Raw genomic sequence first — 11,640 nt, 5'->3', positions numbered from 1 at the left:
GGGCCCGGAGGGGAGGGGCTACGCGTCCGGACGCACGACCCCGAGTACGGGCATCGTGCCGGCGTCCGACAGTGTCACGTCCCGCCCCGGTCGCGGCGCCTGCACGATCCTGCCGTCACCCGCGTACATCGCGACATGGCTCGCGTCCTTGTAGTAGATGATCAGGTCGCCGGGGCGCATGTCGGCGATCGCGATGTGCGGCAGCAGGCGCCACTGCTCCTGCGACGTGCGCGGGATGGACAGCCCCGCCGCCGCCCACGCCTGCGAGGTCAGCCCCGAGCAGTCGTACGAGCCGGGGCCCTCGGCGCCCCACACGTAAGGCTTGCCGATCTGCTCCGTCGCGAAGGCCAGCGCCCGCGCGCCCGCCGCGCTCGGCGCGCGGTTCATGTCGCTCGGCGCCTGGGTGTTCAGCCAGGTGGTCTGCGCGGTGGCGTCGGCGTCCTGCTCCAGCTCCGCGAGGCGCGCCCGCTGGGCGGCCTCCAGGCCCGATTCGAGATCCTTCGCGTCCGAGATCTTCCGCTGTATCTGTTTTCTGGTCCGCGCGGTGGTCTGCTGGTCCTTTTGCAGTGTGCGCCAGTTGGTGCTGGCGTCCTTCGCGTACGTCGTCAAGTCCGTCTGCGTGGTGGTCAGCTGCTTGAGCAGGGTGTTCGTGGCCTTCTGCTCGGCCGTGGCGCGGGAGAGGCCGTCGAGGAAGGACCGCGGGTCGTCGGTGAGGGCGAGCCGCGCGCTCGGCGGGAGCCCGCCGCTGCGGTACTGGGCGCGTGCGGCGGCGCCCGCCCGCTCCTTCAGCGACGCGATCCGCGTCTGGCCCTCGACGAGGGCCTGGGCGGTCTCGGCCAGCTGCGCCTTCTGCTCGGTCGTGCGCTCGGCGGCCAGGTTGTACGCGTCCGTCGCCGAACCCGCCTGCTGGTAAAGGGTGTCGATGCGGCGGCGCACCGAGTCGAGGGACGAATCGGTGGCGCCGTCGGCGGCGCCGGAGCCGGAGTCCGCGCCGGAACTCGCGCTCGTTCCCGGCCCCTTGCCCGCGCCGGGAGGCAGCCCGACCGTCGGCGGCGCGACCGGCGTCCCGTAGTCCTGGGGCGGCAGCGAACTGCCGGGCGGCTTCGGCGCCGCGTACGCGCGGTGCGTGCCCCAGCCGGGCGACACGGAGAGGCCGAGCGCGCACACCAGCGCGATGGCGGCCGCGACGCGGCGACGTCGACTCACAAGATCCCCCCAGCATTCGAGGGCCCCGCTGTTCCGGGGCCCTTTCCTGTCCCTGTTCCTTTGCACTGTCCCTGTGCCGTCTGTCCCCTGTGCCGTCTGTTCCCGGTTCCCGCGGTGCGCCGCGGGCCCGCCCGCAGGACGTACCGACGACGTACCGAGGCCGTACCGAGACGTATCGAAGACGTCCCCGATCCTCGCCCGGGTTCCCCCGCACGCGCAATGCCTCCGTGCCTGTTCACAGCGTGTTGGCGCGCCGTTCGCCGCCGGGTTCGCCACCGGGACCGGCGTACCGGGCGCGCCGCTCGCCTCATCGTCCGCGCGGCGCCAGTGCCTCCCAGCGGACGGTCACCTCGCCCGGACGCCCGCCCCGTGGGCCGCCCACCAGCGGCCAGTCACCGGCGAGTTGGCGTACGGCGGCGTTCCAGCGCTGCCGCGCGCCGAGCGGTGCGTACGTGGCGGCCGAGGCCCACGCCCGGTCGAAGTCCCGCAGGAACGCGTGCACCGGCTCGCCCGGCACATTGCGGTGGATGAGCGCCTTCGGCAGCCGCTCGGCGAGGTCAGAAGGGCGGCCGAGGCCGCCTAGTCGCGCCGCGAACGTCACGGTGCGGGGCCCCTCTTGGCCGAGCGCGACCCACACGTGCCGCCGGCCGATCTCGTCGCAGGTCCCCTCGACCAGCAGTCCGCCGGGCGCGAGCCTGGAGGTCAGCCGGGCCCAGGCGGCGGGGACGTCCTCCTCGTCGTACTGGCGCAGTACGTTGGCCGCCCTGATCAGCAGGGGGCGGCGCCGGTCCGGCAGCGGGACCTCGAAGCCGCCGTGCAGGAAGCACAGGCCGGGACGTTCGTAGGGGAGCGCGGCGGCGACCCGCGCCGGGTCGATCTCGACGCCGGTGACCTCGGTGCGCGGCGCGACGGCCCGCAGCCGGGTGAGCAGTTCGACGGCGGTCCAGGGAGCCGCCCCGTACCCGAGGTCGACGACGGCCGGGTCGTCGGCGCAGCGCAGGGCGCGGCCGAGTGACGCGGCGATCCACCGGTCCATGCGGCGCAGCCGGTTGCGGTGCGTGGTGCCCCGCGTGACGGCGCCCTCGGGGCGGGGGTGCGGGCGCGTCGGCATGCGACCGAGCGTAACCAGTCGGCGAGCGGCGGCGTCGGCCGGTGCCGGGGGAGGGCCGCTACGGCCGTGGTGGCGGCCGGTGCCGGCGCGCTGCCGTGACACGCCGGGGCGACACGCGGATGTAGCAATGTTTTGGCAAAACGGAAATGAAAGAGCCCATTCCGGTGTTCTGGGCCTTGGAGGAAGAGTGGTGTCCGCGCACGCCTCCGAGCCGCCGCCCCCAGTGAGAGGACCGTCGACGTGAGCCAGTACGTGTCCAGGATTACGGGCACGGTATCGCCCCCCAGGCTCAGGTTCCCCGGACAGCGCCGGAAACCGCGCCGGATCGCGATGCTCAGCGTGCACACCTCCCCGCTGCACCAGCCGGGAACGGGCGACGCGGGCGGGATGAACGTGTACATCGTGGAGCTGGCGAAGCGGCTCGCCGCGATCGACATCGAGGTGGAGATCTTCACCCGCGCCACCACCGGCGGGCTGCCCCAGGCGGTCGAGCTGGCGCCGGGCGTGCTGGTGCGGCATGTGGACGCGGGCCCCTACGAGGGGCTGTCCAAGGAGGACCTGCCCGCGCAGCTGTGCGCCTTCACGCACGGTGTGACGCAGGCCTGGGCCGGCCACCGGCCGGGCCACTACGACCTGGTCCACTCCCACTACTGGCTGTCGGGGCACGTCGGCTGGCTCGCCGCCGAGCGCTGGGGCGTGCCGCTGGTGCACGCCATGCACACCATGGCCAAGGTCAAGAACGCGTCGCTCGCCGCGGGCGACACCCCCGAGCCGGCGGCCCGTGTCATCGGCGAGACCCAGGTGGTGCGCGCCGCGGACCGGTTGATCGCCAACACCGAGGAGGAGGCGGGCGAGTTGGCCCGCTTCTACGACGCGGACCCGGCGCGTACGGCCGTCGTCCACCCGGGCGTCAACCTCGACTGCTTCTGTCCCGGCGACGGGCGGGCCGCGGCCCGCGCCAGGCTCGGCCTGCCGCAGGACGCGTTCGTACCGCTGTTCGCGGGCCGTATCCAGCCGCTGAAGGCACCGGACGTGCTGCTGAGGGCGGTCGGGCTGCTGGTGGACCGGGACCCGTCGCTGCGCGGGCGCCTGGTGGTGCCGGTGGTGGGCGGGCCGAGCGGCAGCGGCCTCGCGAAGCCGGAGAAGCTCCAGAAGCTCGCCGCGCGTCTCGGCATCGCCGACCTGGTGCGGTTCGTGCCGCCGGTCGGCCAGGACCGGCTCGCCGACTGGTTCAGGGCCGCGTCCGTGCTGGTCATGCCGTCGTACAGCGAGTCGTTCGGCCTGGTCGCCATAGAGGCGCAGGCGGCGGGCACGCCCGTCGTCGCCGCCGAGGTGGGCGGCCTGCCCGTGGCCGTACGGGACGGGTCGACCGGGTTCCTCGTCCCGGACCACGATCCCGCCTCGTACGCGGACGCGTTGTCGCGCTTCATCGGCCACCCCGACCTGGTGGACCGGATGGGCAGCGCCGCGGCCGGACACGCCCGCCGCTTCGGCTGGGACACGGCGGCCGCCGCCACGGCGGAGGTCTATCAGGCGGCCCTGCACGACCACCGCCGTCGCGTACGCTCGCCGCATGGGTGACGGTGAGCGGATGACCACGGCGCGGGACGCGGCGCGTGTCGTCGAGGAGGCACTCGACGCACTGGCCGAGGCCGACGCCGACAGCGCGGGGGAGGGGGCGCGCGACGCGGCGGGACACGCGCGCCAGGGCGTCACCTGGGAGTCGCCCGAGCCCGGTGCGTACGTGGTGACACTGCCCGGCACCCGCAAGCTCTCCACCACCTGCTCGCTGCGCGTCGGCAGGCACTCGCTGTCGCTGAACGCGTTCGTCGTCCGTCACCCCGACGAGAACACGGAGAAGTTCCACCGGCGCCTGCTGGAGCGCAACCTCAAGCTGTACGGGGTGAGTTACGCGATCGACCGGCTCGGCGACGTCTATCTGACGGCGAAGCTGCCGCTGGCCGCGGTCAGCGGGGACGAGCTGGACCGGCTGCTCGGCGCCGTGCTCGAAGAGGCGGACGGCTCCTTCAACACACTGCTGGAGCTGGGGTTCGCGGAGTCCATCCGCAAGGAGTACGCGTGGCGTGTCGCGCGCGGTGAGTCGACCCGCAACCTCGCCGCCTTCACCCACCTGACCGGCGAGGACGGCGCGGCAGGCCGGGAAGCCTCCGGGGGGCCCCCGGCCCCCCCGGGGGGCCCCCCCCGGCCGGCGGGGGGGGGGGGGGGGGGGGGGGGGGGGGGGGGGCCCCCGGGGCCCCCCCCCCGCCCGGTGTCTCCCGTGCGGACCGGGACCGGCCGGTGTCAGCGGATGCCGGACGGCCGGGCGCGCGCGGTCAGTTGACGAACACCGAGGGGCTGCCCGACACACTGGTGTCCTGCACGGGCCCGTACGTCGCGGAGAAGAAGCCGGAGCCGGGGCAGGTCGCGGGCCCGGTCGTCCTGGTGAACTTCTGGTTGGCGAAGGTGATCGTGTTGCCGGTGTTGGAGGTCGTGCCGCTGAGTCCGGTCGAGTTGTAGACGCAGGTGATCGCGCCGAGGACCGTGTTCAGCTTCAGGGTCGTCTGGATCGCGCCCGCGCTGCCCGCCGCCACGTCGAGCGCGCCCGCCGAGGTCGCGGTCGACGCGAAGGGCAGGTTGCCGACGGTGATCGACTGGACGCCGGTCGCGCCGAGGACGTTCGTGGTGCAGTTGGCGAAGGTGTGCGCGGTGACGCTCTCGGTGGCGGTGCCGGGGGCGGCGGGGTTGTCCGTCACCGTCGCCGTGAACGTCGAGCTGGTGCAGGTGATGCCGGTGCTGCCGCCCGAGGTGGTGGCGATGACGGCCTTGGCGCCGGGCGCGAGCGCGGCCGAGACGACGTCCCCGGTGGCGACCGCGGTACCGCCCGCGGCGCCGGTGGTCAGGACGGAGCCCGCCTGCGCCCCGGCGCCCGCCGCGAGGGCGGGGGCGGCGCAGAGGACGGCGGCCGCCGCGGAGATACCGGCGGTGGTGAGGATGGTGCGCTTACCCATGACGAGTCCCTTTCGTCGAACGGAGGATGACGATGTGGACGTGCGGGGGCGGGCGCGTACGCACATCGGCGTACGGTCCTGACGTGCGGGCGGTGCGGCTGGTGCGGCTGGGCCGAATGGTGTTGCCGATCCGGGTGGTGCGCGCGGCGCGGGCGGTGCGAGTGGTGCGGGCGGTGCGGCTGGTGCGGGCGGTGCGGGCGGTGCGGGCGGTGCGAGTGGTGCGGACGATGCAGACGGTGCGGCCGATCCGGGTGGCGCGGCCGGTCTGAACGGTGCGGCTGGTGCGGCTGTGCCGACGGTGTGGCCGGTCCGGTGGGCGGGGCGCGGTGCCGCCGCCGGGTCGGGCGGCCGTACGGTCTCGTGGTGCGGCCCGCTGGACGACGCGGACCGGGCGTGGCCGACGCGTGGCGGAGTCCCGTGGCTCCGGACGGAGTCCCGGGGTGACGGGGCACGCGATCGGGAAGGGGGGAAACGGGTCCGGCGCCACGGACCCGTCCCGGTCCCCGGCTCTCGTCGTACGGAAACGTGTTCCGCGGCCCGTGGCACACCTCGGCCGGCGCGCCTTGATCGGCGAGCCGTGGTCGGTGGGCCACGGTGGAGAGGGAAACCCAAGAGGGTTGTAAACCCGGTGTGTCGGGCGCGTCAACAGCGAGGCCCGGCGGACGCCGGCCGAGGGAAGGGAAGCGGCCATGGAATCCGCGCGGGAGCGTGGCCCGCGCCCGGTCCTGCCGGGGGCGCGCACGGGACGCGAACCGGAACGCTCGATCCGGCGCGGACCTCGCAGGACACCGGCGGAACTGGTCGCGGCGACCCAGCGGGACCGGCTGCTCGACGGCATCGCGCGCACCGTGGCCGAAAAGGGCTGCGCCGGGGCGCGGATCAGCGACATCTGCCGGGCCGCGGGCGTCACCAGGCCGGTGTTCTACGAGCAGTTCACCGGCAAGGACGACGCGGTGCTCGCCGCCTACCGCTCCGGGGTGCGGCTCGTCGTCCAGGCCATGGAGCACGCGTACCTGGAGGCACGGCACGAGGCGGACTGGCCTTCCGCCGTGCGCGCGGCGCTCGGTGAGCTGCTCGCCATCCTGGCGGGCACGCCCGCGTTCGCGGCGATGCTGGTGGAGGTCGAGGGCATCGGCGGTGCGGGCCGCGCCGAGCGGGAGGAACTGCTGCGCAGCTTCCGGCGGTTCTTCGACGAGGCGCCGCCCGCCCCGCCCGGCGTGGTGGGCGAGGAGCTGGTGGACGCCGTGATCGGGGCCGTCCACCTGGCGCTGTACCGGAGGATCTCGGGAGGCGCCGCCGAGAGCCTGCCGGACCTGCTGCCGACGCTGCTGTGTGTGGTTCTTGCGCCCTTCGGGGTCCGGGCGGGGGCCGGCGGACCGGGCCGCCTGCCCTCCTGACGTCCTAACTGCACCTTCTTGCACGCCAGTTGACGCGTGACCGAGCAGTGCACACAAAGGACACCTCTTTTTCACACGAACCGTTGACCGGGGGTGTACCTGGGGGTAACTTCCGGAGTGCTCCCGTGGCTACGTCGCCACTTCCGGCGGGTGTCCCCGCCCGGTTCCTGTGGTGTACGCGGGGAGCGGTCCGCGCCAGGGCGAAGCCGACGCACGTCGTTCCGCGATCGTCAGCGTGCTCAAGGGAGCCTTTACTCATGGCCATCTCCGAGGAACCACCAAGATCCGACACCGAGGGTGCCGAGGCGTCCTCGCCGTCACCCGCCCGCAGGGGCAGGGTGCGCTTTCGCAGGGCCGCCATCATGGGGGTGCCCGCGGCCGCGATAGCCGCCACCCTGGTCGTGCTCACGGCGCAGGGCGCGATCGCGGCCCAGTTCGCCATCTCGGGCATGCCGTTCGTGGTGGCCGGGAGCTCGCTGGAGGGCACCGGGTTCGGGCAGTTCGGCGGGCTCGACAACATGGCGGACAACAGCCCCAACGCCGGTGACACCGGCGGCCAGGAGCTGGTGATCGTCAGTGCGTTCCGGCACGCCGAGATCACCGACCTCTGCCAGAGCGTGGCGCTGGGCGGTACGTATCTCCACCTCACGGCGGGCACGAAGGCCGGTCACAAGGTGCAGGCGGACACACTGACCACCGACTCGACGGACATCGCGGCGCAGACCGCCACGTTCGGCGACATCGAGATCGGCGGGGACGCGTCGACCTTCGACAAGCCGCCGGTCAAGGGCCCGCTCGGGGTCTTCGGCCAGCAGGCGGACACCGCGAACCTCCAGGGCTTCCGGCAGACGAACTACGCGACCACGGCCGCGAAGTTCACCCTGCCGAACCTGCACATGAGCTTCGCGAAGAAGGGCTGCTGAACGTGGCACCCGAGCACGACCCGCGGCAGGCCGGGGAGGATTCCCCGGCCGCCGTGCCGCCCGGCGTCACACCGCCGGCCACCGAGTCCCTGCCGCTCACCGGGCAGGACGCCGCCGAACCCGCCCCGGCCGCACGGCAGGACGCCGCAGCGCGGGACGCCACCACACCCCTGCCGACCACGTCGGCCGAGTCGTCCGCGCCGCCGCCCGCCGCACCGTCGTACGCCCCACCGCCGCCGTTCGCGCCCGGGGCCCCGGCGGGCGCGCAGGCGACCGCGCCCGTGGCCCGGCAGCGCGGCTTCCGCGGCTGGCGGCGCAGGCGGCCCTTCTGGGGCGGGCTGTGCGTGCTGATCGGCGGCTGCGAGATCCTGCTGAGCGAGCGCGCGAACATCTCCGTGGTGCTGCACGCGGGCGCCGAATCGCTGGCCGGCTACCTGCTGCCCGGTGTGATCGCGGTGTGCGGGCTGCTGCTCCTGTTCAATCCGATGCACCGGATGTTCTACTCCGTCATCGCGGTGCTCTGCTCGCTCGGCACCTGGATCACCTCCAACCTCGGCGGGTTCCTCGTGGGCATGCTGCTCGGCCTGGTGGGCAGTTCGCTCGCCTTCGGCTGGCTGCCCGACCAGGAACCCCGCCGCTGGCGCCGCGGGAAGACAGGTGCGGCCCGCGCCTGAGGCTGCCCCGAGGGCCCCCACGGCAGGGGAGCCGGAGCCCGGAGGGGCACGGACCGCCCGCGCGTAGGCTGGGATCTTCTGCTGGCCGCACGCACGCGGGAGATGATCGCCGGCCATGGCAAGCCCCGAGGAACCCGGCGCGCTCTGGGACGAGTTCACCGCCTCCCCCTTCACCCACCCGCAGATCCCCTATGTGGGCAGGTCGGGTGCCCGCGCGGGCAAGCGTGAGCTGCCCTCTCCCGAAGTCGTCGCGGACGTACGGGACTTCGGTGCGCGCGGCGACGGGGCCACCGACGACGCCCCGGCGCTGAACCGGGCACTGGCCGCGGCCGGCGCGCGCGGCGGCGGCGCGGTCCTCGTGCCACCGGGCCGCTACCGGATCGAGGACGTGGTCCGTGTCGGACACGACGGCGTGGTGCTGCGGGGCGCGGGCAGCGGCCGTACGACCCTGTACGCGCCGCGCGACCTCACCGGCATCATCGGGCCGTACGGGCCCCGCGACGGCGGCGCCAAACCCAAGTCCGGCTGGTCGTGGGCGGGCGGGCTGGTGTGGCTGTGCGCCGCCGACCGGTACACGGAGCTGGTGGGGGCCATCGCGGACGGCGCCTCTCCGTGCGAGGGCTGGTCAGGCAACACCCGTACGGCGTGGCGGCCGTTGACCGCCGTGGCACCGGCCGCGCGCGGGGACCGCACCGTCGTGGTGGCCGACCCGGGGGCCGTGGCCGAGGGCGCGCTGGTGGTGCTGCGGCTCGCGGACGACGCACACCACACCCTGCTCGCGCACATGGCGGGCGGGGGCCCCGGCGCCGCCGCGTACGACTGGGCGTCGAAGACGAAGCTGACCTCCTACCCGCCCTACGAGTGGCCGGTGCGGGTGGCCGGCGTCCTGGGCGACGTGGTGGAACTGGAGCGCCCGCTGCCCCTCGACGTACGCCCCGAGTGGGAGCCGGTGCTCGCGGCGGTGTCCACACCGCCGCTGGTGGGCGCGGGCGTCGAGGGCCTCACCGTCGAGGCCGCGCGGGCCGAGCAGTCGCCGCACCTGCTGGACACCGGACGCAACGGGGTCGTCGTGCAGTGTGCGTACGACTGCTGGGTCGACGACGTCGTGGTGACCGACGTGGACAACGGCTTCGGGCTGGTGGCGGCGTCCGCCTGCACCCTGCGCCGCACCCGGGTCCAGGGGCGCGGCGCACACCACCCGTACTTCTGCCGCGAGGGCTCGCACGACAACCTGACCGAGGACTTCGAGATCGGCCCGCGCGCGGTGGAGCCGCCGGACTTCGGGGGCGCCGCCGAGAACCCGGTGCTGCACGGGATCAACGCGGAGGGCCTGTCCAGCCACAACGTCTGGTCGCGCGGCCGGATGGCGGCCGGCACGTTCGACACGCACCGGGGCCTGCCGTTCGCCAACGTCCGCACCGAGATCACCGTCGAGAACGACGGCCGGCACGGCGGCGACGGCAGCGCGGGGCCGCTGTACGGGGCCCGGTTCACCCACTGGAACATCACGGTGACCAACGGCCGGGCGGGCCTGGTGCGGCTGGACGGGATCGCCCCGTACAGCGCGACCGTCGCGGTCAGCGAGGTGAGCGAGTTCGGGCAGGTCGACGAGCCCGACTTCATCGGCGACCTGCACACCAGGCTCGCGGGGTACGGCCACCCGGAAGCGGCCCGGCCGGTCAACCTGTACGAGGCTCAGCGCGAACTCCCCTGCTGAGCGGGGCAGTCGGCGGCGACGGGCGGGCCGTCGCGCTCACCGCGGAGAAAACCCCGGGCGCGCCCCGACCGCGCCGTGAGACCGTGGGCCCGCCCGGCGTCCGCGTACGTACCCGACACCCGGCGTCCGGCTACGTCTGGCGCACGCACACCCGGCGTCCGGCTACGTCTACACGCACGCGCACCCGGCGTCCGCGTTTCGCGGGGCCGGCGTCCGCCCACGGTTTCGAGGAGCGCGCCCCGGATGCCCACCGACAGTCCCGCACCGGCGGTTCCCCGCCCGCCGTCGTCCGTGCCCGCGCGGCTGGCGCCGCTGATCGAGCAGTTCGACTTCGCGCGGGAGCGGCTCGTGCGCCGGATGACCGGCCCCACCGTGGACAGCGGCAACGGCACGGACGTGCCGGTGGTCCCGCTGACCGACGAGGAGTTCGCCTGGGAGCCGGTCCCCGACTCCTGGTCCGTACGGCGGCGGGCCGACGGGCCCGGCAAGGGCGCCACCTACCTCACGGGCACCGGGGAGTGGGGCCGTGACGCGGCGGACGGGGACCAGCCGTGGCCGCCGCCGTTCACCACGCTGGCCTGGCGCCTCTCCCACCTCGCCGAAATGCTCGCCCTGCGCGCCGACCACACGGCGGGCACGCACACGCGGGACCGCACCGCCTACCGCACGGCGGGCGGTGCCGCGTCCGGTGTCGCGGCCTTCGAGGCGGGCGCGGACGCCTGGCGCGCGGCGCTGCTCGGCGCCGACGACACCGCGCTCGACACCGTCGGGTACAGCACGTACCCGCACGGCAGCGACCCGGAGGACGTGTTCCTGACCACCGTGGCCTGGGTGAACCAGGAACTCCTGCACCACGGCGCGGAGATCGCCCTGCTCAGGGATCTCTACGTACGCTGCTGAGCCGGTGCACCGAGCCGTGGCAGCCCGCCCCCGGGTATAGCGGCCCCGGAAGTCAGGACGTGGACCACTCCGGTTCGAGATCGACGCGTACGGTCAGCAGGTCCGTGCCGAACAGGGCGACGGCCGCGCTGTTTCCGCGCGGCAGCGCCCGCAGCCGGGCGCGCGCGTCGTCGTCGGGCAGCGGGTGGGCGGTCCCCGCGTACCAGCGCCCCTTGACGCGGACGCGCACGCGCGGGTCCGCCCGGATGTTCCGTACGTACTGCGACCGTTCACCGTGCTCGGAGACGAGCCAGAACTCCGAACCCACCCGGCTGCCGCCGACGGGCGTACGGCGCGGCTCCCCCGAGACCCGCCCGGTCGTCTCGATCAGGGTCTGGGAGGGGTTGCGGGAGCTGACCGGGTTCACGACGCGTCGCTGGAGCGCGGTGACGGCACGGTGCTTGAACGCGGCGAGGCGCGGCATGCGGTCGGTCCTTCCGGTCGGGCCGGTCCCGGAGAGGGTTCCCCCGCCGGGCCCGGGCAACCATCGAACCACGGCGCCCCCGGCGGCGGGAGCGAACCGGCCGGGGTGTCGCCCGCGCCCTGCGGCATGATCTCGGTATGACCGCCGACGTCGTCCTCATGTCCGACCCCCGGGTGACCTCCGTACCCGTCGAGGAGTGCGGCGAACCGCTCGTCGACGTACGCGCCTACCGGGGCGGCGC

11 protein-coding genes and 1 pseudogene are annotated in these 11,640 nt (G+C 74.3%); 8 read left to right on the top strand and 4 right to left on the bottom strand.

Annotation, left to right across the window (positions count from 1 at the left end; genetic code table 11):
* Positions 1 to 18 precede the first annotated feature (18 nt).
* Both LCE31_RS28800 and LCE31_RS28795 read right to left on the bottom strand, forming a co-directional pair.
* On the bottom strand, positions 19 to 1,206 hold the full coding sequence (locus tag LCE31_RS28800) for a C40 family peptidase (RefSeq protein ID WP_225019353.1): 1,188 nt from the start codon (positions 1,204 to 1,206) through the stop codon (positions 19 to 21).
* A 307-nt stretch (positions 1,207 to 1,513) separates the two neighbouring features.
* Complete coding sequence (locus LCE31_RS28795) at positions 1,514 to 2,317, bottom strand: class I SAM-dependent methyltransferase (RefSeq protein WP_225019351.1); 804 nt, start codon at positions 2,315 to 2,317, stop codon at positions 1,514 to 1,516.
* A 240-nt stretch (positions 2,318 to 2,557) separates the two neighbouring features.
* Here LCE31_RS28795 and mshA point away from each other — a divergent pair, with 240 nt between their 5' ends.
* Both mshA and LCE31_RS28785 read left to right on the top strand, forming a co-directional pair.
* Positions 2,558 to 3,898, top strand: a complete 1,341-nt coding sequence (gene mshA / locus LCE31_RS28790; RefSeq protein WP_225019348.1) for a D-inositol-3-phosphate glycosyltransferase — start codon at positions 2,558 to 2,560, stop codon at positions 3,896 to 3,898.
* 10 nt (positions 3,899 to 3,908) lie between these two features.
* Positions 3,909 to 4,454 (top strand): annotated as a pseudogene (locus tag LCE31_RS28785) (YbjN domain-containing protein); the annotation flags it as partial.
* A gap of 196 nt (positions 4,455 to 4,650) precedes the next feature.
* Here the strand turns inward: LCE31_RS28785 and LCE31_RS28780 are convergent.
* A complete protein-coding gene (locus LCE31_RS28780; protein WP_225019346.1) occupies positions 4,651 to 5,325 on the bottom strand; it encodes a Tat pathway signal sequence domain protein in 675 nt (224 codons plus the stop codon).
* An 83-nt stretch (positions 5,326 to 5,408) separates the two neighbouring features.
* Between LCE31_RS28780 and LCE31_RS28775 the strand changes: the two genes are divergently transcribed.
* The 6 genes from LCE31_RS28775 (at position 5,409) to LCE31_RS28750 (ending at position 10,936) form a co-directional block, all read left to right on the top strand.
* A complete protein-coding gene (locus tag LCE31_RS28775) occupies positions 5,409 to 5,594 on the top strand; it encodes a hypothetical protein (protein ID WP_225019344.1) in 186 nt (61 codons plus the stop codon).
* Positions 5,595 to 6,014: 420 nt separating this feature from the next.
* Positions 6,015 to 6,722, top strand: coding sequence for a TetR/AcrR family transcriptional regulator (locus tag LCE31_RS28770; RefSeq protein WP_225019342.1), 708 nt, complete (start codon positions 6,015 to 6,017; stop codon positions 6,720 to 6,722).
* A 257-nt stretch (positions 6,723 to 6,979) separates the two neighbouring features.
* Entirely contained in the window at positions 6,980 to 7,645 is a 666-nt protein-coding gene (locus tag LCE31_RS28765) for a DUF6230 family protein (protein WP_225019340.1), read from the top strand.
* Between the two features lie 2 nt (positions 7,646 to 7,647).
* On the top strand, positions 7,648 to 8,319 hold the full coding sequence (locus LCE31_RS41355) for a DUF6114 domain-containing protein (protein WP_374118579.1): 672 nt from the start codon (positions 7,648 to 7,650) through the stop codon (positions 8,317 to 8,319).
* 115 nt (positions 8,320 to 8,434) lie between these two features.
* On the top strand, positions 8,435 to 10,036 hold the full coding sequence (locus LCE31_RS28755; RefSeq protein ID WP_225019338.1) for a glycoside hydrolase family 55 protein: 1,602 nt from the start codon (positions 8,435 to 8,437) through the stop codon (positions 10,034 to 10,036).
* 243 nt (positions 10,037 to 10,279) lie between these two features.
* Positions 10,280 to 10,936 carry a DinB family protein gene (locus LCE31_RS28750; RefSeq protein WP_225019336.1) on the top strand — a complete coding sequence of 219 codons (657 nt, stop codon included), beginning with the start codon at positions 10,280 to 10,282 and terminating at the stop codon, positions 10,934 to 10,936.
* 52 nt (positions 10,937 to 10,988) lie between these two features.
* On the opposite strand, the gene LCE31_RS28745 is transcribed toward LCE31_RS28750, so the two are convergent.
* Positions 10,989 to 11,399, bottom strand: a complete 411-nt coding sequence (locus LCE31_RS28745) for a nitroreductase/quinone reductase family protein (protein WP_225019327.1) — start codon at positions 11,397 to 11,399, stop codon at positions 10,989 to 10,991.
* Between the last annotated feature and the right edge of the window lie 241 nt (positions 11,400 to 11,640).

This window comes from Streptomyces sp. 8L, assembly GCF_020176795.1.
Classification (GTDB): Bacteria; Actinomycetota; Actinomycetes; order Streptomycetales; family Streptomycetaceae; genus Streptomyces.
Note: the sequence above shows the minus strand (reverse complement) of the source record. Positions and strands in the feature narration are given on the sequence as shown.

Coding starts and splice junctions, on each gene's coding strand:
- LCE31_RS28755 (WP_225019338.1), top strand. CDS start 8,435: ATGGCAAGCCCCGAGGAACCCGGCGCGCTCTGGGACGAGTTCACCGCC.
- LCE31_RS28795 (WP_225019351.1), bottom strand. CDS start 2,317: ATGCCGACGCGCCCGCACCCCCGCCCCGAGGGCGCCGTCACGCGGGGC.
- LCE31_RS28780 (WP_225019346.1), bottom strand. CDS start 5,325: ATGGGTAAGCGCACCATCCTCACCACCGCCGGTATCTCCGCGGCGGCC.
- LCE31_RS28745 (WP_225019327.1), bottom strand. CDS start 11,399: ATGCCGCGCCTCGCCGCGTTCAAGCACCGTGCCGTCACCGCGCTCCAG.
- LCE31_RS28750 (WP_225019336.1), top strand. CDS start 10,280: ATGCCCACCGACAGTCCCGCACCGGCGGTTCCCCGCCCGCCGTCGTCC.
- LCE31_RS28770 (WP_225019342.1), top strand. CDS start 6,015: ATGGAATCCGCGCGGGAGCGTGGCCCGCGCCCGGTCCTGCCGGGGGCG.
- LCE31_RS28765 (WP_225019340.1), top strand. CDS start 6,980: ATGGCCATCTCCGAGGAACCACCAAGATCCGACACCGAGGGTGCCGAG.